This is a genomic window from uncultured Nocardioides sp. (assembly GCF_947489365.1).
GTDB lineage: Bacteria > Actinomycetota > Actinomycetes > Propionibacteriales > Nocardioidaceae > Nocardioides.
In genome coordinates this window covers 165837-189280 of sequence record NZ_CANLDB010000002.1, presented here as the reverse complement: position 1 = coordinate 189280, position 23444 = coordinate 165837, and the positions used below count along the sequence as shown (strand labels likewise).

At 73.8% G+C, this 23444-nt stretch carries 23 protein-coding genes; 16 read left to right on the top strand and 7 right to left on the bottom strand.

What is annotated here, in order from left to right; translation table 11 throughout:
• Positions 1-126 precede the first annotated feature (126 nt).
• The 5 genes from rplU to Q0858_RS06150 all read left to right on the top strand — a co-directional run bounded on the left by rplU (position 127) and on the right by Q0858_RS06150 (position 4352).
• Positions 127-429, top strand: coding sequence for a 50S ribosomal protein L21 (gene rplU, locus Q0858_RS06170; RefSeq protein WP_299051983.1), 303 nt, complete (start codon positions 127-129; stop codon positions 427-429).
• A 49-nt stretch (positions 430-478) separates the two neighbouring features.
• Positions 479-733, top strand: coding sequence for a 50S ribosomal protein L27 (gene rpmA / locus Q0858_RS06165; protein WP_299051982.1), 255 nt, complete (start codon positions 479-481; stop codon positions 731-733).
• A gap of 113 nt (positions 734-846) precedes the next feature.
• On the top strand, positions 847-2436 hold the full coding sequence (gene obgE / locus Q0858_RS06160) for a GTPase ObgE (protein WP_299051981.1): 1590 nt from the start codon (positions 847-849) through the stop codon (positions 2434-2436).
• Complete coding sequence (gene proB / locus Q0858_RS06155) at positions 2433-3575, top strand: glutamate 5-kinase (protein WP_299051980.1); 1143 nt, start codon at positions 2433-2435, stop codon at positions 3573-3575. The genes obgE and proB overlap by 4 nt, the downstream gene beginning before the upstream one ends.
• Positions 3576-3890: 315 nt before the next feature.
• Entirely contained in the window at positions 3891-4352 is a 462-nt protein-coding gene (locus Q0858_RS06150) for an SRPBCC family protein (RefSeq protein WP_299051979.1), read from the top strand.
• A gap of 98 nt (positions 4353-4450) precedes the next feature.
• Here the strand turns inward: Q0858_RS06150 and Q0858_RS06145 are convergent, their stop codons facing one another.
• Positions 4451-5389 carry a DUF4394 domain-containing protein gene (locus tag Q0858_RS06145; RefSeq protein WP_299051978.1) on the bottom strand — a complete coding sequence of 313 codons (939 nt, stop codon included), beginning with the start codon at positions 5387-5389 and terminating at the stop codon, positions 4451-4453.
• A 169-nt stretch (positions 5390-5558) separates the two neighbouring features.
• Between Q0858_RS06145 and Q0858_RS06140 the strand changes: the two genes are divergently transcribed.
• The 4 genes from Q0858_RS06140 to Q0858_RS06125 are packed head-to-tail and all read left to right on the top strand — an operon-like array spanning position 5559 to position 9975.
• On the top strand, positions 5559-6548 hold the full coding sequence (locus tag Q0858_RS06140; protein WP_299051977.1) for an endonuclease/exonuclease/phosphatase family protein: 990 nt from the start codon (positions 5559-5561) through the stop codon (positions 6546-6548).
• A gap of 57 nt (positions 6549-6605) precedes the next feature.
• Positions 6606-7802: a cysteine desulfurase family protein gene (locus Q0858_RS06135; RefSeq protein ID WP_299051976.1), complete on the top strand. Its 1197-nt coding sequence runs from the start codon at positions 6606-6608 to the stop codon at positions 7800-7802.
• Positions 7799-8968: a tRNA 2-thiouridine(34) synthase MnmA gene (mnmA, locus tag Q0858_RS06130; protein WP_299051975.1), complete on the top strand. Its 1170-nt coding sequence runs from the start codon at positions 7799-7801 to the stop codon at positions 8966-8968. The genes Q0858_RS06135 and mnmA overlap by 4 nt, the downstream gene beginning before the upstream one ends.
• Entirely contained in the window at positions 8965-9975 is a 1011-nt protein-coding gene (locus Q0858_RS06125) for a methionine synthase (protein ID WP_299051974.1), read from the top strand. Before mnmA ends, Q0858_RS06125 begins: the two co-directional genes overlap by 4 nt.
• Positions 9976-10072: 97 nt before the next feature.
• Here Q0858_RS06125 and Q0858_RS06120 read toward each other — a convergent pair whose 3' ends face one another.
• The 4 genes from Q0858_RS06120 to Q0858_RS06105 are packed head-to-tail and all read right to left on the bottom strand — an operon-like array spanning position 10073 to position 13652.
• Positions 10073-11086, bottom strand: coding sequence for a glycine betaine ABC transporter substrate-binding protein (locus Q0858_RS06120; RefSeq protein WP_299051973.1), 1014 nt, complete (start codon positions 11084-11086; stop codon positions 10073-10075).
• Between the two features lie 58 nt (positions 11087-11144).
• Positions 11145-11975 carry an ABC transporter permease gene (locus Q0858_RS06115; RefSeq protein WP_299051972.1) on the bottom strand — a complete coding sequence of 277 codons (831 nt, stop codon included), beginning with the start codon at positions 11973-11975 and terminating at the stop codon, positions 11145-11147.
• Positions 11975-13003, bottom strand: coding sequence for an ABC transporter ATP-binding protein (locus tag Q0858_RS06110; RefSeq protein ID WP_299051971.1), 1029 nt, complete (start codon positions 13001-13003; stop codon positions 11975-11977). The genes Q0858_RS06115 and Q0858_RS06110 overlap by 1 nt, the downstream gene beginning before the upstream one ends.
• Positions 12996-13652, bottom strand: a complete 657-nt coding sequence (locus tag Q0858_RS06105; protein ID WP_299051970.1) for an ABC transporter permease — start codon at positions 13650-13652, stop codon at positions 12996-12998. The genes Q0858_RS06110 and Q0858_RS06105 overlap by 8 nt, the downstream gene beginning before the upstream one ends.
• A 308-nt stretch (positions 13653-13960) precedes the next feature.
• Here Q0858_RS06105 and Q0858_RS06100 point away from each other — a divergent pair, with 308 nt between their 5' ends.
• The 7 genes from Q0858_RS06100 (at position 13961) to Q0858_RS06070 (ending at position 21796) form a co-directional block, all read left to right on the top strand.
• Positions 13961-14500, top strand: a complete 540-nt coding sequence (locus Q0858_RS06100; protein ID WP_299051969.1) for a type 1 glutamine amidotransferase domain-containing protein — start codon at positions 13961-13963, stop codon at positions 14498-14500.
• Positions 14501-14591: 91 nt separating this feature from the next.
• Positions 14592-16733 (top strand): NAD-dependent DNA ligase LigA, encoded by a 2142-nt coding sequence (ligA, locus tag Q0858_RS06095; RefSeq protein ID WP_299051968.1) that lies wholly within the window; start codon positions 14592-14594, stop codon positions 16731-16733.
• 120 nt (positions 16734-16853) lie between these two features.
• Positions 16854-18464, top strand: a complete 1611-nt coding sequence (locus tag Q0858_RS06090; protein WP_299051967.1) for an ABC transporter substrate-binding protein — start codon at positions 16854-16856, stop codon at positions 18462-18464.
• On the top strand, positions 18446-19441 hold the full coding sequence (locus Q0858_RS06085; protein ID WP_299051966.1) for an ABC transporter permease: 996 nt from the start codon (positions 18446-18448) through the stop codon (positions 19439-19441). The genes Q0858_RS06090 and Q0858_RS06085 overlap by 19 nt, the downstream gene beginning before the upstream one ends.
• Positions 19438-20325 (top strand): ABC transporter permease, encoded by an 888-nt coding sequence (locus tag Q0858_RS06080; protein ID WP_299051965.1) that lies wholly within the window; start codon positions 19438-19440, stop codon positions 20323-20325. The genes Q0858_RS06085 and Q0858_RS06080 overlap by 4 nt, the downstream gene beginning before the upstream one ends.
• A complete protein-coding gene (locus Q0858_RS06075) occupies positions 20322-21158 on the top strand; it encodes an ATP-binding cassette domain-containing protein (protein WP_299051964.1) in 837 nt (278 codons plus the stop codon). Before Q0858_RS06080 ends, Q0858_RS06075 begins: the two co-directional genes overlap by 4 nt.
• A complete protein-coding gene (locus Q0858_RS06070) occupies positions 21158-21796 on the top strand; it encodes an ATP-binding cassette domain-containing protein (RefSeq protein ID WP_299051963.1) in 639 nt (212 codons plus the stop codon). The genes Q0858_RS06075 and Q0858_RS06070 overlap by 1 nt, the downstream gene beginning before the upstream one ends.
• Here Q0858_RS06070 and Q0858_RS06065 read toward each other — a convergent pair.
• Entirely contained in the window at positions 21784-22887 is a 1104-nt protein-coding gene (locus Q0858_RS06065; protein WP_299051962.1) for a hypothetical protein, read from the bottom strand. The two genes, Q0858_RS06070 and Q0858_RS06065, sit on opposite strands and share 13 nt — an antisense overlap.
• Positions 22880-23404: a SigE family RNA polymerase sigma factor gene (locus Q0858_RS06060; protein WP_299051961.1), complete on the bottom strand. Its 525-nt coding sequence runs from the start codon at positions 23402-23404 to the stop codon at positions 22880-22882. The genes Q0858_RS06065 and Q0858_RS06060 overlap by 8 nt, the downstream gene beginning before the upstream one ends.
• Between the last annotated feature and the right edge of the window lie 40 nt (positions 23405-23444).

The window sequence follows — 23444 nt, the reverse complement described above, 5'->3', positions numbered from 1 at the left end:
CGGTACCATCGTCTGTCGGTGCGCCCGCGCACCGTGCGTCTGCAGCGATCCGGGACCCCACTGTCGTGGCCGGGCCCGTGCGAGGCGCTGTGGACCAGATCAGGACTCGAGTCGGAGGAGACCGCGGTGTACGCGATCGTGCGCGCAGGCGCCAAGCAGCAGAAGGTCGCCGTCGGCGACGTCATCGAGATCGACACAGTGACGACCGACGTCGGTGGGACGCTCACGCTGCCCGTCGTCCTCGCCGTCGACGGTGACGACGTCACCGCCACCGGTCTCGACAAGGCGGCCGTGACCGTCGAGGTCCTCGGCGCCACCAAGGGCCCGAAGATCGTCATCCAGAAGTACAAGAACAAGACCGGCTACAAGAAGCGCCAGGGTCACCGCCAGAAGTACACCCAGGTCAAGGTCACCGACATCTCCCTCTGAGGCCCGCCGCCTCAGCCCAGGGCTCCAGCAAGCGACGAAGGACACTGCGATGGCACACAAGAAGGGTGCGGCTTCCACCAAGAACGGCCGCGACTCCAACGCCCAGCGGCTGGGCGTCAAGCGCTTCGGCGGCCAGGCCGTCAACGCCGGCGAGATCCTCGTCCGGCAGCGCGGGACCCACTTCCACCCGGGCTCCGGCGTCGGCCGGGGCGGCGACGACACGCTCTTCGCCCTGCAGGCCGGTGCGGTGCAGTTCGGCACCCGCCGTGGCCGCAAGGTCGTCAACATCGTCCCGGGCGAGTGACCTGACGCTCCCCTAGACACCAGCACCGACGAAGGGCGTCCCGGATCCGGGACGCCCTTCGTCGTCTTCTCCCCCCGTCACGCCCCACCACGTCGCCACACGAAAGGGCCACCATGGCCGTCCCCAGCTTCGTCGACCGGGTGCGGCTGCACGTCTCCGCCGGCCGCGGCGGCAACGGAGTCGCCTCCGTCCACCGCGAGAAGTTCAAGCCCCTCGGCGGTCCCGACGGCGGCAACGGTGGTCCGGGCGGGTCCGTCACCCTGCGCGTCGACCCCGACCTGACCACGCTCGTCGACTACCACCACAACCCGCACCGCACGGCCACCCACGGCGGCCACGGCGCCGGCGCCCACAAGAACGGCTCCCACGGCGCCGACCTCGTGCTGCGCGTGCCGGACGGGACGGTGGTGAAGGACGGCGCGACCGGCGAGGTCCTCGCCGACCTCGTCGGCCCCGGCACCGAGATGGTCGTCGCCGAGGGCGGCCGGGGTGGCCTCGGCAACGCGGCCCTGGCCTCGAAGAACCGCAAGGCGCCCGGCTTCGCGCTGCTCGGCGAGCCCGGCGAGGAGGCCCTCCTCGTCCTCGAGATGAAGGTCGTCGCGGACGTCGGCCTCGTCGGCTTCCCGAGCGCCGGCAAGTCCAGCCTCATCGCCGCGATGTCCCGGGCCCGGCCCAAGATCGCCGACTACCCCTTCACGACGCTGGTCCCGAACCTCGGCGTCGTCACCGCCGGCGGGACGACGTTCACCGTCGCCGACGTCCCCGGGCTCATCGAGGGCGCCAGCGAGGGCCGCGGCCTGGGCCACGAGTTCCTGCGCCACGTCGAGCGCTGCGCCGCCCTGGTGCACGTCGTCGACGCCGCCAGCATCGAGCCCGGCCGCAACCCCGCGGACGACCTCGACGTCATCGAGCGCGAGCTCGAGCGCCACGGGGGCCTGGAAGACCGGCCGCGCCTGGTGGCGCTGAACAAGATCGACGTCCCGGACGGCCGCGACATCGCACAGATGACCGTCGGCGACCTGCGCGAGCGGGACCTGCCGGTGTTCGAGGTCTCGGCGGCGTCGGGCGAGGGCCTGCGCGAGCTGACCTTCGCCATGGCGGCGGTCGTGCGCGCCGCCCGGGAGGCGGCACCGCCCACCGGGCCCACCCGGATCGTGCTGCGTCCGCAGTCGGCCCCGACGTCCGGCGCCGAGTTCGAGGTCGTCGAGACCGACGTGGGCTGGCGCGTCCGCGGCACCAAGCCCGAGCGCTGGGTCCGCCAGACCGACTTCTCGAACGAGGAGGCCGTCGGGTTCCTCGCCGACCGCCTCGACCGGCTCGGCGTGGAGGCCCGTCTGCTCGAGCTGGGCGCGGAGGAGGGCGACGCCGTCCTCATCGGGCCCGAGTCCGACAGCGTCGTGTTCGACTTCAAGCCCGGCGTGGCCGCCGGTGCCGAGATGCTCGGTCGCCGCGGCGAGGACCAGCGCTTCACCGAGGAGCGACCCTCCGCCGTCCGACGACGCTCGATCCAGGAGGGCTACGAGGAGCGCGACGACGTCGAGACCCGCGCCGACGTCGCGCGACGCCTGGACGAGGAGACCCGCGCGGCCCGCGAGGCCCGTCGCGGCCGTGCCCTCGACCGGGAGAACCTGCCCCACCGCGGCCCCACGTCGTACGAGATCGGGTCGGCCGACGACCCGGACCGGGTCGAGGGCGACGAGTGAGCCAGGGGCCCACCACGGACCGGGGCGCCGGCCGTCCCGAGGTGGCCGGGGCCCGGCGGATCGTGGTCAAGGTCGGGTCGTCCTCGCTCACGACCGCCGCCGGCGGGCTCGACCCCGACCGGCTGGCGTCGCTCGTGGACGCCCTGGTGGACGCGCGCGCTCGCGGGGTCGAGGTCGTCCTGGTCTCCTCCGGGGCCATCGCCGCCGGTCTCGCGCCGCTCGGCCTGGCACGACGCCCCTCGCAGCTGGCCCTGCAGCAGGCGGCGGCCTCCGTCGGCCAGGGACTGCTGGTCCGGCACTACACCGAGGCGCTGGCGCGGCACGGCATCGTGGCCGGGCAGGTGCTGCTCACCGTCGACGACGTCGTCCGGCGCACCCAGTACCGCAACGCCCACCAGGCGCTCGAGAAGCTGCTCGCGCTGGGCGTGCTGCCGGTGGTCAACGAGAACGACACCGTCGCCACGACCGAGATCCGCTTCGGTGACAACGACCGGCTCGCCGCCCTCACCGCGCACCTCGTGCACGCGGACCTGCTCGTGCTGCTCTCCGACGTCGACGGCCTGTACGACGGCGACCCGGCGCTGGCGGGCACGTCGCTCGTGCCCCACGTCACCGGCGAGGCCGACCTCGCGGCGGTCCGCCTCGGCAGCACGGGTGCCGCCGGGCTCGGCACCGGTGGCATGGCGACGAAGGTGGAGGCCGCCCGGATCGCCACCGGTGCCGGCATCCCGGTCGTGCTGACCGCTGCCGACCGCGCCGCCGACGCCCTCGCCGGCGACGAGGTCGGCACGCTCTTCGCCGCCACCGACCGCCGTCGTCCGACGCGGCTGCTGTGGCTGCGCCACGCCACCGAGCCCGCCGGCACCCTCCACCTCGACGCCGGCGCCGTCCGTGCCGTGGTGGAGCGACGGGCGTCGCTGCTCCCCGTGGGCGTCACCGGCTGCACCGGCGACTTCGTGGCCGGCGACCCCGTCGACCTGCTGGCCCCCGACGGCACGCCCGTCGCGCGGGGCCTCGCGAGCTACGACGCCTCCGAGCTCCCCGCCCTCGTCGGTCGCTCGACCGGCGACCTGGCCGCCGCCCTGGGCTCGTCGTACGACCGCGAGGTCGTGCACCGCGACGACCTCGTCGTCCTGTAGGGGACCGCGCTCGGCCGGCACGGTGGTCGAGCAGCCGACGAGCGCAGCGAGTCCGCGGGCTTCAGGTGGTCGAGCAGCTGACGAGCGCAGCGAGTCCGCGTCGTCGAGACCTGTCGCACCGGTCCTGTGGTCCGTCACCGGGTCTCGACGACGCGCGCTCGGCGGGGGCTCGCGTGCTGCTCGACCACCTGTGGGGGAGCGGGGCTCGCGTGCTGCTCGACCACCCGTGGCTGCTGGACCGCTCGTGGGCCCGGGCTCCGACCAGCCACCGGGACGGTCCTTGTCCCGCCCCGGGCCCCGACGCAGGGTGGGGAGATGTCCGAGACGAGCATCTCCGTGAAGCGCACCATCGACGCGGGCACGCCTGCCGTGTTCGACGTGCTGTCCAACCCGAACCGTCACCCCCAGATCGACGGCAGCGGGTCCGTGGTGTCCGTGGACACCGGCGACCGCATCACCGCGGTCGGCCAGTCCTTCCGGATGAACATGAACCACTCGATCCAGGGTGGCGACTACCAGACCGACAACGTCGTGACCGGCTACCAGGAGAACCACCTGCTCGCCTGGCAGACGGCGACCGCCGACACCGAGCCCCCCGGCTGGGAGTGGGTCTGGCGGCTCGAGGCCGACGGGCCCGACTCCACCACGGTCACGCTGACCTACGACTGGAGCAAGGTCGACGACCCGGCCCTGGTCGAGAAGATCGGCTTCCCGCTCATCCCCGCCTCCGACCTCGAGTCCACCCTCGACGGCCTGGCGTCCGCCGTCGCCGGCTGAGCCGCCGGGACGACGCACGACGAGGGCCGGTGGGGGAGTCCCCACCGGCCCTCGTCGTGCGTCAGGTCGTGCTCACCAGGTGCGTGCGGATCCCTCGATCAGGGCGCCGGCACCGGGGTGGTGTTGTCCGGCAGCTCGATGGCGAGGTCGCCCACGCGGCGGTTCGACGGGAAGTCGCCCACCAGCGAGGACTGACCCGTGGTCAGGTTCACGCGCCACAGCAGCTGGCTCGTGCCACGGTCGGACACCGCGTAGCCCGCGTTGTCGACGGTCGCGCCGCGCGCGTTGGTCCGGCTGTAGACGTCGAACGAGGTGTCCGGGCCGAAGTTGCGGCGCAGGTTGCCCACCGGCGACAGCGAGCCCTGGTTGGCCGGGGCCTGGACCGACAGGTTGCGCGCGACCGGGTTGATGTCGAGCAGCGACGTCCCGGTCAGGGCCGAGTTGTCGTTGTTCGTGTACGCCGCGCCCGAGACGCCGGTGACGGGGACCGGCGGGACCGCGCCGCTGTTCAGGCTGCCGTCGGTGACCGTGGTGGCGACGGCGGGGCCGCTGAAGGTGACCCGCAGGTTCTGCGAGGCGTCCGAGACGATCCGCAGGGCGTCGGCGGCCGGGTTGAAGTCCACGCCGAACTGCTCGCCCGACAGCGGCACGCTCAGGGTGCCGACGTTCTCGGCGGTCTGGTCGGTCGGGTCGATGACGTAGACGCCGCCGCCGTCGCCCACGCCGTACAGGGCGCCGGAGGAGGGCCGGATGTCGATGCCAACGAGGGACGTGTCGCCCTCGGCGTACCCGGTGATCGGCCCGAGACGCTCGACGTCGCGCGGGTCGTCGAGGGAGAAGGACGCGAGCGCGCCGCCGAGCAGCAGCCCGTACGCGCGGGTCCCGGACGGGGCCTCGGAGCTCGCGGTGGTGCGGAAGTCCGCGCCGGGGGCGGCGGCGACTCCGGCGACTCCGGCGGCGCTGGCGCCGGGCGCGAACGCGGCGGCGCCCAGGGCGGCGGCCGCGAGACCGGTGGTGAGGCTGGTCAGACGATTCATGGATCATCCCTTCGGGTGCGAGACGGCCCCGGGAGGTCGCCCCTGCGTCGTCCGGCGGCCGCTCCGCCGGCGCTGACGAGGAGGGATACGTCCGGCGCGGCACGGACGTTCACCGGCCGGACCGACTTTTCTCACCGGCTCCTCAGGACCCCCCGCTACGGTCGGCGCCATGACGCGGAGGATCGGGCCCTGGCTGGTGCTGGCCCTGCTGGTCCTCCCGGCGCTCGGGCTGACCCTGGCCCGGCTGACCGACCCGTCCTGGGTGCTCGCGGTGCAGTACGTCGCGTTCACGCCCTTCGCGATCCTGCTGTACGCCGCCGCGCTCGTCGTCCTGCTCGTCGCCGCGGTCCGCACGGGCGCGGGACGCGCCCGGTGGGTCACCGGGACCGGTGCGGTGCTCGTGGCGGCCGCGCTCGCCCTCCACGTGACCTGGTTCTCCCCGCAGCTCCTGGGGGCCCAGGCGGACCCGCCCCGCGACGCCGCCCCGCTGCGCGTGATGACCTCCAACCTGCTCCGTGGCGAGGGCCGGGTCGTCGACGTCGTCGACGCCGCCCGTGAGAGCCGGGCGGACGTGATCGTGCTGCCCGAGGCCACCGGCGCCACTGAGCGAGCGCTCGAGCGGCTGGGGGCGGACGGGACCTGGCCGCACCGCGCGGGCCGTCCCGGCCGGGACATCGAGGGCACCCTCGTGCTGTCGCGCTACCCGGTGCGGGGCGCCCAGCAGCTGGGCACCCGCCTCGACTCGGTGTCCTTCACCGTCGCCGCCCCGCAACGTGCCGTCCGGGTCGTCGCGGTGCACCCGATCGCGCCGTACGAGGGGGCGCGCCGCTGGCGCGAGGACCACGCGCTGATCCTCGACGCGGTGCGGCGCACCGAGCCCGACGTCGTCCTCGGGGACTTCAACGCGACGATGGATCACGAGCCGATGCGCCGCCTGGCCGACGAGGGGCTGCGCACCGCGACCGAGGTCGCCAACGAGGGCTGGCGCCCCACGTGGCCCGTGAACGGTCTCTTCACGCTCGGGCCCGTCCCGCTGCCGCGCTCCGCCGAGATCGACCACGTCCTGGTCTCCGACCGGGTGGCTGTCGTCGCCACGGAGCGGTACGACGTCGCCGGCACCGACCACCTGGCGCTGACCGCGGACCTGCGCCTGCGCTGAGTCCCGGACGGGCGCGGTCGGTCGGGCACAGCCGACCGTCGTAGGCTGGCGGGCGTCATGAGCACCCACCGGACCGGCTCCGTCTACCTCGACCACGCGGCGTCGACGCCGATGGTCGCCGAGGCCGTCACCGTGATGACGGACCTCCTGGGCCGGCTCGGGAACCCCTCGTCGCTGCACGCCTCCGGACGACGCGCCCGTCGGGTCGTGGAGGAGTCCCGCGAGCAGCTCGCCGCCGCCGTCGGCTGCCGCCCGGCGGAGGTCGTCTTCACGTCCGGCGGCACCGAGGGGGACAACCTCGCGGTCAAGGGACTGACCTGGGCCCGCCGCGACGGGGACCCCCGCCGGCGCCGGGTGCTGACCAGCGCCATCGAGCACCACGCGGTGCTCGACCCGGCCGCCTGGCTGGCCGAGCACGACGGCGTCGCCCACGAGCTGCTCGCGGTCGACGGGCACGGGCGTCTCGACCTCGACGCGCTCGCCGCCCGGCTCGACCACGACCCGGACTCGGTGGCACTGGTCTCGGTGATGTGGGGCAACAACGAGGTCGGCACCGTGCAGCCCCTCGACGAGGTCGTCGCGCTCGCCCGCGCGCACGGCGTCCCGGTGCACACCGACGCCGTCCAGGCCCTCGGTGCGCTGGAGGTCGACCTCGCGCGCACCGGCGTGGACGCCGCCACCCTGTCCGCGCACAAGGTCGGCGGCCCCTACGGCGTCGGCGCGCTGGTCTGCCGCCGCGAGGTCGGCCTCGTGCCGCTCGTCCACGGCGGCGGGCAGGAGCAGGACCTGCGCAGCGGGACGGTCGACGCCCCCTCGATCGCCGCCTTCGCCACCGCCGCGGCGCTCGCGGTCGAGCGCCGCGGCGCCCACGCCGCGCGTCTGGCCGCCCTGCGCGACGACCTCGTCGCCGCGGTGCGGGCCGCGGTGCCGGACGTCGTCCTCAACGGCCCCGGCCCCGCGGGGGACCGCCTGCCCGGCGTGGCGCACCTGACCTTCCCCGGGTGCGAGGGCGACTCGCTGCTGATGCTGCTCGACGCCCGCGGGATCGAGTGCTCCACCGGCTCGGCCTGCTCCGCCGGCGTGCCGCAGGCCTCCCACGTGCTGCTCGCGATGGGGTGCGACGACGCCGCCGCGCGGGGCTCGCTCCGCTTCTCCCTCGGGCACGACTCCACCGCCGACGACGTCGCGAGCCTGGCCGCGGAGATCGGCCCCGTCGTCGACCGCGCGCGGGCCGCCGGACGGGCGGCCTCGTGAGGGTCCTCGCGGCCATGTCCGGCGGGGTCGACTCCGCCGTGGCGGCCGCCCGCGCCGTCGACGACGGCCACGACGTCACCGGCGTCCACCTCGCGCTGTCGCGGAACCCGGCGTCGTACCGCTCGGGGGCCCGGGGCTGCTGCACCATCGAGGACGCCAACGACGCCCGCCGCGCCGCCGACGTGATCGGCATCGGGTTCTACGTGTGGGACATGAGCGAGGAGTTCCACGCCGGGGTCGTCACCGACTTCCTCGACGAGTACGCCGCCGGCCGCACCCCGAACCCGTGCCTGCGGTGCAACGAGAAGGTGAAGTTCGCGGCGGTGCTCGACCGGGCGCTCGCCCTCGGCTTCGACGCGGTCGTCACCGGCCACTACGCCCGGCTCGTCGAGAAGCGCGACGCCACCGGAGACGTCGAGATGCACCGCGCCGTCGACCCCGGCAAGGACCAGTCCTACGTGCTGGGGGTGCTCGAGGCCCACCAGCTCGCCCACGCGCTGTTCCCCCTCGGCGGCTCGACCAAGACCGAGGTCCGCGCCGAGGCCGCCCGCCGGGGCCTGCTGGTCGCCGACAAGCCCGACAGCCACGACATCTGCTTCGTCGCCGACGGCGACACCCGAGGCTGGCTGTCGGAGAAGCTGGGCGACGCCGCCCCCCACCGCTCCGGCGACCTCGTCGACGACGTCACCGGCGAGGTGCTCGGCCGCCACGACGGGTCCTGGGGCTACACCGTCGGCCAGCGCCGCGGACTGCGCATCGGTCGCCCCGCCCCGGACGGCCGGCCCCGCTTCGTCCTCGACATCGAGCCCGTCGACGGGACCGTCCGCGTCGGCTCCCGCGAGCGGCTGCGCGTCACGCGCCTGTCCTGCGACCGGCCCCGATGGTGCGGCCCGCCGCCGTCCGGACCGCTGCGCGGCAGCGTGCAGCTGCGGGCGCACGGACGCGACCACGCGGCGACCGTCACCGTCGACGGCGACCGGGTCGACGTCGTCCTCCACGACCCCGCGGAGGGGATCGCGCCCGGCCAGGCCGCGGTCGTGTACGACGGCACGCGGGTCGTCGGGTCCGCGACCATCGTCGCGACCGACCGCGCCGAGCAGGCCGCGCTCCTCGACGCCGCTCCTGCCGCTCCTGCCGGGCCCGCCGGCGTGGGTGGCACCGCGTGACCCGCGCGACCGGGATCGGGTCGTGGCCCGGCGACGACGCCACGCGCGACGGCTCGGACTTCGCCGAGGCCCTCAAGGCGGTCCTCGGCAGCCTGGACCTGCCGCACCTGCCCGAGCTGCCGGGACGCGGGGCGCACGCCGCGACGACGGGCCGCGGCCTCGCCGTCCTGGCCGACCTGGGTGCCGACCTCCAGCCGTCGGGCTGGCGGCTGACCGGGGGAGGGCGGGGCACCTCCGGCGTCGACCACCGCCGCGCCCGCAGCCTCCTCGCGCAGGACCTCGACGCGCTCGAGGAGCAGGCCCAGGGCCTCACCGGCACCGTCAAGGTGCAGGTCGCCGGTCCCTGGACCCTCGCCGCGACCGTGGAGCGACCGCGCGGCGACGCGCTGCTCGCCGACCACGGCGCGCGCCGCGAGCTGGCGCAGGCGCTCGCCGACGGCGTCGGAACCCACGTCGCCGACGTCCGCCGCCGGGTCCCCGACGCCACGGAGGTCGTCGTCCAGCTCGACGAGCCCGCCCTGCCCTCCGTCATGGCCGGACGGGTGCCCACCGCGTCCGGGTTCGGCCGCCACCGGGTCGTCCACCCGCCCGAGGCCTCCGCGCTGCTCGAGGAGGTCCTGGGCGCGGTGAGCGCCGCCGGGGCGACGCCCTGGGTGCACTCCTGCGCCGCGGACGCGCCGCTCGGCCTCCTGCTCGGTGCGGGCGCCCGGGGCCTCCTGGTCGACCTCGACCTGCTGGACGCCGGGGCGCACGACGCCCTCGCCGCGGCCCTCGAGGACGGCGCGAGCGTCGTGCTCGGGGTGCTGCCCGGCACCGGTGCCGCGCCGGGGACCTCGCACACCGCGGTCGTGGAGCGGGTGGAGCGCTGGTTCGACATGGTCGGGCTCGACCTGGGCTCGCTGGGCGAGCAGGTGGCCCTCAGCCCCGCCTGCGGCCTGGCCGGGGCGTCCGTGGCCGCGGCCCGGCGTGCCTGCGAGGTCCTGGCCACCGCCGCTCGGTCCCTCTAGGGGCGGCCCGGAGGTCGGGCGCTCGGCCCCGGAGGACGACGAACGGGCCGCCCCCGAGGGGACGGCCCGTTCTGGTGCGACGCTCGTGCGGTGGGGCTCAGCCCTCCTGGGCGAAGCCGGACTCGAGGAGGTAGTCGGTCGCGATCTGGGTCTCCGACTCACCGTCCGCGGACTTGCGGGTGTTGAGGTCCTGCATGACCTCGGTGGTCAGCGACTCGGCCAGCGGCTGCAGCGCCTCGAGGACCTCGGGGTGCTCCTCGTTGTACTCCACCGACGTGACGGGCACGCCGTTGTAGAGCGGGAAGAACGACTTGTCGTCCTCGAGCACGACGAGGTCGTTCGCCGCGATGCGGCCGTCGGTGGTGAAGATCTCGCCGAAGTCGCAGTTGCCCTGGGCGATCTGCGTGTAGATGACGCCGGTGCCGAGGCTCTGCTCGTCGCCGCCGGTGACGTCGTAGGCCTTCTTGAAGCCCGGGTAGCCGTCGGGACGGTTGGCGAACTCGGCCTCGACGCAGACGGTCGCGTCGGGGTTCTCCGCGATGTAGGCCGCCATGTCGGAGTGCGTGGCGATGCTGTTCTCCTCCGCGAAGTCCGCGGTGGTGGCGAACGCGTAGGTGTTGTTGAAGGGCGACAGCGGGCCCCAGACGACGCCGTTCTCGACGTCGGCCTCCTTGACCGCGTCGTACTGCTCGACGGGGTCGAAGATCGGCTTGTCGTTGCCCAGGTAGTTGATCCACCCGGTGCCGGTGTACTCCCACATGATGTTGTTGTCGCCGCGGATGATCTTCTCGCGCGCCGCGGTGGAGCCCTGGGTGTTGAGGTCGGTCGAGTTGTCCGCGCCCCACAGGCAGAGGTACTGCGAGGTGAGCTCGCCCAGGATCAGCTGCTCGTCGAAGTCCTTCGAGCCCACGACGACGGGGACGTCGGTGAGGCCCTCGGGGTCGATGTCGTCGCCGGCCACGAGGCCGCCGCACTCACCGCCGGCGGCGGTCTGGTTGCCGACGGAGGACTCCTCGTCCAGGCCGCAGCCGGCGAGCCCGGCCGCGAGCACGGTGGCACCGAGGCCGGCGACGACGCGACGCGTGCGGCGCGAGGTGAGGTGGATGGTCATGAGGGTGGTTCCCTTCGAGGTGGTGACGCGGTGACGGTGTCGGGCGGTGCGGGAGGGCTCAGCGGACGCCGCGCGGGGTCGCCGCGCGCTGCAGGATGCTGGCCAGCCAGTCCAGGAACAGGGCCAGAACGGCGATGATCACGGCGATGGCCAGCGTGGCCGCGGCGCGGTCGGTCTTGATGCTGGCGATCAGCTGCTGACCGAGCCCGCCGGCGTTCAGGAAGGCACCCAGCGGCACGGTGGCGACCGCCAGGATGAGCGCGGTCCGGGCCCCCGCGCCGATGATCGGGACCGCGAGCGGTAGCTCGACCCGCAGGAGCACGGCCACGGGCGACATGCCCATGCCCTTGGCGGCGTCGAGGACGCCCTTGTCGACCTGCTGCAGGCCCGCGATGGTGTTGCGGAGCACGGACAGCAGGGCGTAGCCGGTCAGGATGAGGACGACGGCCCAGAAACCGGTGTAGTAGATGCCGACCAGGGCCAGCAGCCCGAGGCTGGGCGCCGCCTGGCCGAAGTTGGCGATGCCCAGCACGATCGGGGCCAGGAACTTGGTCCTGTCCCGGGTGACCAGGACCCCCATCGGCACCGCGATCAGCACCACCAGGACGGCGATGGTGAACGCGATGTAGATGTGCTCGACGGTGGCGCTGATGATCGCGCCGGTGTCGAGGATGTTGACCGAGATGTTGTCCAGCGTCTGGCCCTGGACCCAGGTGTAGAGGGCGACCAGGGTCAGGACGAGCACGATCGGCAGGACGGCGTCCCGGGGCGTGACGATCCGCTGCGCTTGCGTCGGACGCGGCCCACCGCCCGTGCCCTCGTAGGTGTCGACGTCGTCGGCGGTCGCCTCGGCCTGGGCGGCGGGGGGCGGACCCAAGGTGTCGGTCATCAGCGGGCCTGTCCGGCCTCGCTGCGACCGACACGGGCCAGGATCGCCTGCACCGACACCGAGCCGGTGACCCGGCCGCCCTCGACGACGGGGATGGACGACAGACCCTTGCCGACCATCGTGTCGAGCGCGTGGTGCAGGTTGTCCGACGGCGTCACCGACACGTCGCTGGGCGTGCCGGTGGCGGGCTCGAGGGTCACGCTGGAGACCGGCTCGAAGTACAGCCGCTTGAGCGCCGCCCCCTCGCCGATGAAGCCCGAGACGAAGTCGTCGGCGGGGTTCGCCAGGATGTTCTCGGGGGTGTCGTACTGCGCGATCTGCGAGCCCTCGCGGAGGACGGCGATGCGGTCGCCCAGCTTGAGCGCCTCGTCGAAGTCGTGCGTGACGAAGACGATGGTCTTCTTCAGGGTCTTCTGCAGGGTGCGGAACTCCTCCTGCAGGCGACCGCGGGTGATCGGGTCGACGGCGCCGAAGGGCTCGTCCATCAGCATGATGGGCGGGTCCGCCGCCAGCGCCCGGGCGACCCCGACGCGCTGCTGCTGGCCGCCGGAGAGCTGGCGGGGGTAGCGGTCGCGGTACTGCTCGGGGTCGAGCCCGACCACGGTCAGCATCTCGTCGACCCGCTTGGTGATGCGCTTCTTGTCCCAGCCCAGGAGCTTCGGCACCAGCGCGACGTTGGAGGCGATCGTGAGGTGCGGGATCAGGCCGATCTGCTGGATGACGTAGCCGATGCGCCGGCGCAGCGTCGTGTCGTTGAGGGACGCGACGTCCTCGCCGTCGATCTCCACGACCCCGTCGCTGGGGGCGATCATCCGGTTGATCATCCGCATGGTCGTCGTCTTGCCGCAGCCCGACGGACCGACGAACACGACGATCTCCCCGGCGGGGATCTCCATGTCGACGGCGTCGACGGCCGCCCGGTCGGTGCCGGGGTAGCGCTTGGTCAGCTTCTTGAGGGAGATCGGGACCCCGTACGTCGACTCGGCCGACGACCCGGAGCTGGACTTCTCGATGGTCTGCTCAGACACGGACACCTCTCGGGGTGGTGAAGCGGCGGACGAGGACGAAGACGGCGTCGAAGAAGAGCGCGACGGCGGCGACGAAGAGCACGCAGGCGAGGGCCTGGTTGCCGGTGTTGACCGACCCCAGGTTGTTGAGGGCGTTGAACCCGAAGATGCCGAGCCCGAAGTCGGTGACGTAGGCGGCGATCGCCAGGATGCCGATGGTCAGCTGGGTCGAGACCCGCAGGCCGGCGAGGATCACGGGCCACGCGATCGGGAAGCGGATCTGCCACAGCATCCGCAGCGACCCGACCCCCATGCCCTTGGCGGCGTCGATGACGGCGGGGTCGGCGGCCTGCAGCCCGACGATCGCGTTGCGCGTGATCGGGAGGAGGCCGTACATCACCACCACCGGGATGAGCGTCAGCAGGGCGTTGCCCGTCAGGGAGAAGACGAAGCCGAACATCGCCACCGACGGGATGGTGAAGAGGATCGCGATGACGGCGATCGAGATGTTGGGGATCGTCACGTAGCGGTAGGTCAGCAGGGCGATCGTGAGGCCGACCGCGGCCGCGAGACCGACGCAGTAGATGGACAGCAGGAAGTGCTGCTGGACGCGGAAGATGATCTCGAGCTGGTTCTGGGACAGCCACTCGCCGAACGGGAGCCCGGTCACGGTGTCACCTCACGAACGGGTCGGTGGCCACGCAGGTCGCCGGGCCTGAGGTGGGGGCGATGAACGGTCACGGTCCTCCAGGTGACTCGACAACAGCGGGGCTGGATGGATGAACGTCGTGCGAGTCCAACGATCGGCCGGACGGAGGGAAAGATAAACCACGATCGGTGCCTCGCCAGGGAGGCGAACCCATCCGTGACGCGTTCGTGACGATGCGGTCTAGACCACGGGGTACTCCCACGGTGACCACCGGAGGGCGTCGGGACGACTCCCCGCACCACTCCCCGCACCACCGAGAGAGGACAGCCATGGCAGACCTGACCGGCAAGAAGATCGCCATCATCGCCACCAGCCACTTCGAGGAGGCCGAGCTCGTCCGGCCCCGTGACGAGCTGCGGGGGATGGGTGCCGAGGTGAAGGTCTACTCGACCTCCACCGACCCGATCCAGGCCGTCGAGGGCGACACCGAGCCGACGCAGAAGGTTGACGTCGACGGCACCTTCGCCGACCTCGACGTGGCCTCCGTCGACGCCGTCGTCGTCCCCGGCGGCACCGTCAACGCGGACACCATCCGCACCGACGCGACCGCGCAGAAGATCGTGCAGGACGCGACCGCGGCCGGGAAGCCGCTCGCGGTGATCTGCCACGCCCCGTGGCTGCTGGTCTCGGCTGGCCTCGCGAAGGGCCGTCGTCTCACGAGCTTCGGCTCCCTGGCCGACGACCTGCGCAACGCGGGCGCCGAGTGGGTCGACGAGGAGGTCGTCGTCGACGGCACCCTCATCACGAGCCGGAACCCGGACGACATCCCGGCCTTCATCGACGCCATCGCGCGCTCGGTGAGCGCCTGAGCCACCCACCCGTGCCCCTCCCCGCCACCCCGGGCGCGGAGGGGCACGAGTGTGTCGGGGCGATGTCGGCGGGGCACGGCAGGATGTGGGCATGAGCGAGGTGCAGGACGCCGGGTCCGACGAGCGCGGGGAGCACCGCGACCTGGTCGAGCAGGTCGAGGACGCCCGGTGGCGCTACTACGTGCTCGACAGCCCGACGCTGGACGACGCCGCGTTCGACCGGATGATGCGACGGCTGGAGGAGCTCGAGGAGGCCCACCCCGAGCTGCGGACCCCCGACTCGCCGACCCAGCGCGTCGGCGGGGCCGTCTCGACCGAGTTCACGGCGGTCGACCACCTCGAGCCGATGATGAGCCTCGACAACGCCTTCACCGACGACGAGCTGCTGACCTGGCACGACCGTCTGCGTCGCGAGGGGGTGGACGACCCGGCGCTGCTGTGCGAGCTGAAGGTCGACGGGCTCGCCATCAACCTGCTCTACACGGACGGGCGGCTCACGCGGGCGCTCACCCGGGGCGACGGCCGCACCGGCGAGGACGTCACGCCGAACGTGAAGACCCTCGCCACGGTCCCGCACCGGTTGAGCGGCACCGACGAGTTCCCCGTCCCGGCCCTCGTCGAGGTCCGGGGGGAGATCTTCCTGCCCACCGCCGCCTTCGAGCAGCTCAACGAGACGATGGCGGACGCCGGTCGCCCGCCGTTCGCGAACCCGCGCAACGCCGCCGCGGGCTCCCTGCGGCAGAAGGACCCGCGGGTGACCGCGACCCGTCCGCTCGACATGGTCTGCCACGGTCTCGGGGCCCGCGAGGGCTTCGGCGCGGTGTCGCAGTCCACGGCGTACGACGCCCTGGCCGCCTGGGGCCTGCCGGTCTCCGCGCGGGCCAAGGTCGTCGAGGGGCTGGCGGGCGCGCGCGAGATGATCGCCTTCTACGCCGAGCACCGGCACGACGTCGAGCACGAGATCGACGGCATCGTCATCAAGGTCGACGACGTCTCCGCCCAGCGGCGGCTGGGGTCCACGAGCCGGGCGCCCCGGTGGGCGATCGCGTTCAAGTACCCGCCCGAGGAGGTCAACGCGAAGCTGCTCGCGATCGACGTCCAGGTCGGGCGGACGGGGCGCGTGTCGCCGTTCGGGCGGATGGAGCCGACGAAGGTCGCCGGCTCCACGGTCGAGAAGGCGACGCTGCACAACGGCTACGAGGTCAGGCGCAAGGACGTCCGCCCCGGCGACACCGTGGTGCTCCGCAAGGCCGGCGACGTCATCCCCGAGATCGTCGGCCCGGTGCTCGACCTGCGGCCCGAGGGCCTGCCCGAGTGGGTGATGCCCACCGAGTGCCCCGCGTGCGGCAGCGAGCTGTACGAGCAGAAGGAGGGCGACCGCGACCGACGGTGCCCCAACCACGAGCACTGCCCGGCGCAGGTGCGCGAGCGCGTCTTCCACGTCTCCAGCCGCGGCGCCTTCGACATCGAGGGCCTCGGCTACGAGGCGGCGGTGGCGCTGCTCGACGCCGGCGTCATCGCCAACGAGGGCGACGTCTTCGACCTCGACGAGGCCGCCCTGCTGCGCACCGGGCTGTTCACCCGGGCGGCAAGGAGGACCGAGACCGACCGGGCGGTGGACGGCCGTGTGGTGTCGGCCAACGGTGAGCGCCTGCTCGCCAACCTGGCGAAGGCCACGCAGGTGCCGCTGTGGCGGGTCCTGGTCGCGCTGTCGATCCGCCACGTCGGGCCGACGGCGGCCCGCGCGCTGGCCCAGGAGTTCGGCTCGATGGCCGCGATCCGCGGCGCCACCGAGCAGCAGCTCGCCGACGCCGAGGGCGTCGGGCCGACCATCGCCGAGGCCGTCATCGAGTGGTTCTCGGTGCCGTGGCACACCCGGATCGTCGACTCCTGGGCCACCGCCGGGGTGTCGATGGCCGACGAGCGGGACGACTCCGTCGAGCGCACGCTCGAGGGGCTGACCGTCGTGGTCACCGGCTCGCTCGAGGGCTTCAGCCGCGACTCCGCCAAGGAGGCGATCCTGGCCCGTGGCGGCAAGGCCTCGGGCTCGGTGTCGAAGAAGACCGACTTCGTCGTGGTCGGCGACAACGCCGGCTCCAAGGCCGACAAGGCCGAGCAGCTCGGCGTCCCGGTGCTCGATGAGGCCGGGTTCGTGTCCCTGCTGGAGGACGGACCGCCCGCGGCCCCCGCCGACACCGACGCCGCCGACGACGACGACGAGGCCGCCGAGTAGGTCGCTCCGCTCGCACCCCGACCGGACACTCCTGCCCGGTCGGAGGGGTGCGTCGTCACGGCTGCCGGTTAGGGTCCTTGTTGCACATTGGTGGCAACAGCGGACGAGGGGCGGATCGGCGTGAGGCTCGGTGGACTGACGGCGACGGCCGTGCTGGGGATGGCGGTCCTGACCGCGTGCGGCGGTGAGACGGCGGTGGGCGGCGGCGCCGCGGCGCCGGGGGAGACCCCCACCGAGCTGCGGCTCGCCCTGGGCGGGGAGTCCGAGGAGGGCTACGACCCCACGCTCGGCTGGGGGCGCTACGGCTCACCGCTCTTCCAGTCGACCCTCCTGCGGCGCGACGCCGAGCTCGCGGTCGAGGGTGACCTCGCCACCGACTGGTCGGTCAGCGACGACGGCCTGACCTGGACGGTCGAGATCCGTGACGACGTCGTCTTCAGCGACGGCGAGCCCCTCACCGCCGACGACGTCGCCTACACCTTCGAGACCGCCTCCGAGCAGGGCGGGCTCACGGACGTCACCGCCCTCGAAGGGGCGAGGGCGGTCGACGACACCACCGTCGAGCTCACCCTCACCGAGCCCCGCAGCACCTTCGTGAACCGCCTCGTGAGCCTCGGCATCGTCCCGGAGCACGCACACGGCGACGACTACGCCACGAACCCGGTCGGCTCCGGGCCGTTCACCTTCGTCGACTGGCAGCGCGGCCAGCAGCTCGTGGTCGAGCGCAACGTCGACTACTACGGCGAGGCTCCCGCGTTCGATCGCGTGGTGTTCTCCTTCGCCGACGAGGACGGCGCGCTGGCCGCCGCCCGGGCGGGCGAGGTCGCCATGGCCGGGCTGCCGTCGACCCTGGCCACCCAGGACGTCGAGGGCATGGACTGGACGGTGGTCGAGTCCGTGGACAACCGGGGGCTGGTGTTCCCGACCGTCCCCGACACCGGCGAGGAGACCGAGGACGGGCTGGCGATCGGCAACGACGTCACCGCGGACCTCGCCGTACGCCGGGCCGTCAACGTCGCGGTCGACCGGGAGGCCCTGGTCGACGGCATCCTCGAGGGCTACGGCTCGCCCGCCATCGGGCCCGCGGACTCCACGCCGTGGGCGAACCCCGACGCCGGCATCGAGGACGCGGACCCCGAGGAGGCCGCCCGCCTGCTCGAGGAGGCCGGCTGGACCGACTCCGACGGCGACGGCGTCCGCGAGAAGGACGGCGTCCGGGCCTCGTTCCCGCTGCTGTACTCCGCCGACGACTCGCTGCGGCAGGGCCTGGCGCTCGCCGTGGCCGACATGGTCGAGCCCGCCGGTGTCGAGATCGTCCCCGAGGGCGTGTCGTGGGAGGAGATCGACCGCCGGCTGCACACCGACCCGGTCCTCTTCGGGTGGGGCAGCCACGACCCGACGGAGATGTACAACCTGTACCACTCGTCGCAGGCGGGGGTGGAGTACTACAACCCCGGCTTCTACTCCTCCGCGGCGGTCGACGAGCACCTCGACGCCGCCATGGCGGCCACCGACGAGGGCGAGGCGAACGAGGAGTGGCGGGCCGCACAGCTCGACGCCCAGGGCGACGGCTTCACGGCCCCGGCCGACGCGGCCTGGGCGTGGCTCGTGAACCTCGAGCACACCTACCTCACCGACGACTGCCTCGACGTCGGCACCCCGCAGGTCGAGCCCCACGGCCACGGCTGGCCGATCACGGCGAACATCACGGAGTGGGCCTGGCGGTGCTGAGCGCGCCCGCCCGGATCGCCCTGCGCACGGCCCGGGTCCTCTCGCTGCTCTTCGCGGTCGTCGTCGGGTCCTTCTGGCTGATGACCGCCTCACCGGTCGACCCGGTCCAGGCGTACGTCGGCGCCGACGTCGCCGCGATCGGACCGGAGCAGCGCGAGCAGATCGTCGACCGGTGGGGCCTCGACGACCCGCCCCTGGAGCGGTTCGGGGCCTGGGCGGGCAACGTCGTGACCGGGGACCTGGGGCAGTCCCAGATCTTCGGCGAGCCGGTCGCCGTGGTGCTCGCCGACCGGGCCGCCGCGAGCCTGGCGCTGATGGCCACCGCCTGGGTCCTGTCGGGCGTCCTCGGATTCTCGATGGGGGTCCTGGCCGGGGTCCGCGCGGGCACGTGGGTCGACCGGGTCCTCAGCTGGTGGGCCTACCTGCTCGCCTCCGCGCCGACCTTCTGGGTCGGTCTGCTGCTGCTCTACCTCTTCTCCGTGTCGCTGGGCTGGACGCCGGTCGGTGGCGCGGTCCCGGCGGGGTCCCTGCCCGGCGAGGCGACCATGCTCGAGCGTCTGCACCACCTGCTGCTGCCCGCGGCCACGCTGAGCCTGGTCGGCGTCTCGCCGGTGCTGCTGCACACCCGCCAGGCCGTGGTCGAGGCCCTGGGCAGCGACCACGTCGCGTTCGCGCGGGCCCAGGGCGAGACGCCGTGGGGACTGGTCCTGCACCGGGTGCTGCGCAACGCCGCCGGACCGGCCGTCGTGCTGCAGTTCGCCACCATCGGTGAGCTGTTCGGCGGCTCCCTGCTCGCCGAGCAGGTGTTCACCTACCCCGGCCTGGGGGAGGCGACCACCCAGGCGGCGCTGCGGCAGGACGTGCCGCTGCTGCTCGGGATCGCGGCGGTCACCGCACTGATCGTGCTGGCGGGCAACGCGGTCGGGCGGGTGCTCGGCCGGGTCGTCGACCCCCGGGCGGCGGTGCTCGCCGCATGAGCCTCCTCGTCCGCACCACCGACGACCTCGCCCTCGACACCGGGCACGAGGACGCCGTCCTGCCGGGGCGCGGGCGCCGTACGCGGACCCTGGCGTGGCTGGGCCTGGCACTCCTCGTGGTCCTCGGGGTGGTCGTGGCCGCCGCGATCGTCTCGGGGACCGCCGGCGACACCGACCTGCCCGGGCGGAACGCCGGGCCGTCGCTCGACCACCCCTTCGGCACCGACCGGCTCGGCCGCGACGTGCTGGAGAGGACCCTCGTCGGGCTCCGGCTCAGCCTGGTCGTCGGGACGTCGGCCGCGCTCGGCTCCGGTGCGATCGCGCTGCTGCTCGCGCTCGTCGCGGTGGCCGGCGGCCGGGTCGGCGAGGCGGTCGTGACCTGGCTCGTCGACCTGTTCCTCGCCCTCCCGCACCTCGTGCTGCTGATCCTCATCACGTTCGCGCTGGGCGGCGGGACGGCCGCGGTCGTCCTCGCGATCGCGGTCACCCACTGGCCGCGGCTGACGCTGGTGCTGACCGCGGTGGCCCGGGAGGTGGCAGGCTCGGACCACGTCGCGATCTCGCGCGGTCTCGGCCACGGCCGGGCCTACGTCGCCCGCCGTCACCTCGTGCCGCACCTGCTGCCGCAGCTGTCGGTCGGGACGGTCCTGATGTTCCCCCACGCGATCCTCCACGAGGCGTCGCTGTCGTTCCTGGGCCTCGGGATCGACCCGAGCCTGCCGGCGATCGGCGTGATGCTGTCGGAGTCCATGCGCTCCCTCTCGGCGGGCCACTGGTGGCTCGCGCTGCTGCCGGGCCTCGCGCTGCTGGTCGTCGTGAAGCTCATCGACACGATCGGCACGTCCGCGCGTGCCCTCGTCGACCCGAGGAGCCACCACCTGTGAGCGTCGAGCCCGAGCACCCCGTCCTGCAGGTCGAGGACCTGCGCGTCAGCTTCGTCCAGTACGAGCGCGGCCTGCGCCGCCGCGTCGTCGACGCGGTGCTCGGCATGGATCTCGACGTGCACGCCGGCGAGGTCGTCGCCCTCATCGGCGCGAGCGGGGCGGGCAAGAGCCTGCTGGGCCAGGCCGTCCTCGGGATCCTGCCGCCGAACGCCGTCGCGAGCGGCGTCGTGCGCCACCACGGCCGCGACCTGGACCAGGCCGCCCGGCGTGGGCTGGCGGGCCGGGAGGTCGTGCTGCTGCCGCAGGGGGCCTCCGCGCTCGACCCGACGGCCACCGTCGGCGCGCAGGTCCGGCGGGCCGCCGTCCTCGCCGGACGGGCGGACCCGGCGGCGGCGGCCGCCCAGGCGCTGGCGGCGCGCGACCTCGACCCCTCCGTCGTACGACGGCACCCGCACGAGCTCTCCGGGGGGATGGCCCGCCGGGTGATCGGCGCGATCGCCGGGATGGGCCGGCCGTCGGTCGTCATCGCGGACGAGCCCACCCCGGGCCTGCACCCGGCGGCCGTCGCCGAGGCCCTCGGCGGGCTGCGGCGCCTCGCCGACGACGGGGCGGGCGTCCTGCTGATCACCCACGAGCTGCGCGGGGCACTCACGGTGGCCGACCGGGTGGTGGTGTGCGAGCGCGGCCGCACGGTCGACGAGGCCGCCGTCGAGGACTTCGCCGGGGAGGGCGCGCGGCTCGGGCACCCCTACACACGGGCCCTGTGGCAGGCGCTGCCCGGCCACGGGTTCCGGGCACCGGCCCCCGGCCGGACCGGTCGTGCGGTCGGCTGATGCTGGAGCTGGAGGACGTCTGGTTCGCTCATCCCCGCGCCGACTGGCTGCTGCAGGGTGCCTCGCTGGCCGTGGGCCCGGGCGAGGTGGTCGGTCTCGTCGGGCCCAGCGGGTGCGGGAAGACCACGCTCGGCCGCATCGCCTGCGGGATCGTGCGTCCGGCGCGCGGCCGGGTGCTCGTGGACCGGCGGGACCTCGCCACCCACCGGGGCGGCCCCCGACCGGTGCAGCTGGTCGCGCAGGACCCGTTCGCGGCGATGAACCCCCGCTGGCGGGTCGGGCAGGTCCTGGCCGAGGCCGGTCCGCCCGGCAAGGCCGAGCCCGGCCTGGTCGAGGAGTCCTGGCTCGACCGCTTCCCCCACGAGATCAGCGGCGGCGAGCTCCAGCGGGTCAGTCTCGCGCGGGCACTGCTGGCCTCGCCGCGCTACCTCGTCGCCGACGAGATCTCCGCCAGCCTCGACCCGCTGACGCAGGCCGCGCTGTGGCGGGACCTGCTGGCGGTCACCGCCGAGCGGGGCGTCGGGATGCTGGTGGTGTCCCACGACGCCCCGCTGCTGGGCGAGGTCTGCGACCGGGTGCTGGAGGCGGAGCGGGTGGTCGCCGGCGCCTCGGTCGGGACCGTGGTTCAGGACTCGTAGGTCCGACCGCCGAGTTGCACCTGGGGCTGCCCGCGCCCCAGGTCGAGCTCCTCGGTCAGGCAGTCGCCCGAGGTGCCGTCGCAGACCGTCACCTCGTCCGCGCCGACGACGAACGGCTGCCCGCTCGTCGACCAGCCGACCTGGCTGCCCGGCATCCCGAACTCGGCGCCTGAGTCGAGGTCGACGACCGTGGCGTCCAGGTCCTCGAAGGCGCGTTCGTCGAACCCCGACTCGGCGACGAGTCGGCCGTCGGGCGAGAGCGTGAGGAAGGAGTCCCGGCTCGAGGCCGTGTGCAGGACCTCACCGCTCGCGAGGTCGACGACCGCGGGTCGCCCGTCGTACTCGATCGTCCGCTCCTTCCTGGGCTCGGGGAAGTACGCCGTCCGGTCGCTCTCGGCGACCTCGCCCGTGCGCCAGTCGACGGCGAGCAGGGCGGGGTCGTTGCCGGGCCGTCCGCCGACGTAGACGGTGTCGCCGTCCAGCGCCACCGGCGGCGGGGACCAGGTGAAGCGCCCCTGGACCGGGAGTCGGGCGACCTCGGTGTCGGTGTCGACGTCGTGGACGACGACCTCGACGCCGCTCTCGACGACCTCGGTCCAGGCCAGGTAGGGCTGGTCGGGGTCGACCCCGTGGGCGTTCTCCTCGGTCTCGACGGAGACCGGGCTGAGCGTGCCGTCGGGCCTGATGAGCGTGAAGCGCTGCGGGCCGCCGCCGTCCGAGGCCGTGTTGTTCCCGTGCCGGACCAGGACGCCGGCGGAGCTGTAGTAGAGCGACTTCACGGCACGGTCGTCGATCTCGACCACCTTCTCGCCGCCGTCGAGGTACACCTGGTTGCCCACGGCGAAGGTGACGCCGTCGAGGGTGGGACCGGAAGGAGCGACAGGGTCGACGGCCCTGTCGGTGTCGCCGCCGGGCAGGAGCATCGCTCCGGTCAGGACCGCCACGACCGCCACGGACACCCCGGCGGAGAGGACGGCCGTACGACGGCGCCGCAGGCCGCGACCCCGCTCGAGCACGGCCGTGGCGGGTGGGGGAGGCGCGTCGAGGTCCTCCCCGACGCGGTGGAGCAGGCGGGTGAGTGGCTCAGTCATGGGAGGCCCCCTGGTCGGACGGCTGGAGGAAGGAGTCGCCGAGCACCGCACGGAGCCGGTCGAGGGCGACGGAGGTCTGGGACTTGACCGTGCCCTCGGTGATCCCGAGGGCGCGGGCGGTCTCGGCGACCGACAGGTCGTCGTAGAAGCGGAGGACGACCACGGCCCGTTGGCGGGGCGCCAGGCGGGCCAGGGCGGCGAGCAGCACCGGGCGGTCGTCGTTCCCGACCTCGGGCGCAGGCCGCTCGGGCAGCGTCTCGGTGGGCAGCTCGTTGTGCCACGACCGCCGGCGGAACCACGAGGTGGCGGTGTTGACGAGCACGGTGCGGGCGTAGCCGCGGGCGGCGGCGGGCTCGCGGACCCGGCCCCAGGAGGCGTACGTCTTCGCGAGTGCGGTCTGGGTCAGGTCCTCGGCCTCGGCCGCGTCGCCGAGGAGCAGGTACGCCGTTCGGTACAGCGACGGCCAGGCGGCGTGGACGAGGTCGGCGAAGTCCTCGTCGCTCGGTGGTCGGGCCATGCGGGTCCCCCTCGGTGGTCGGTCACCCTGTCAGATGCCG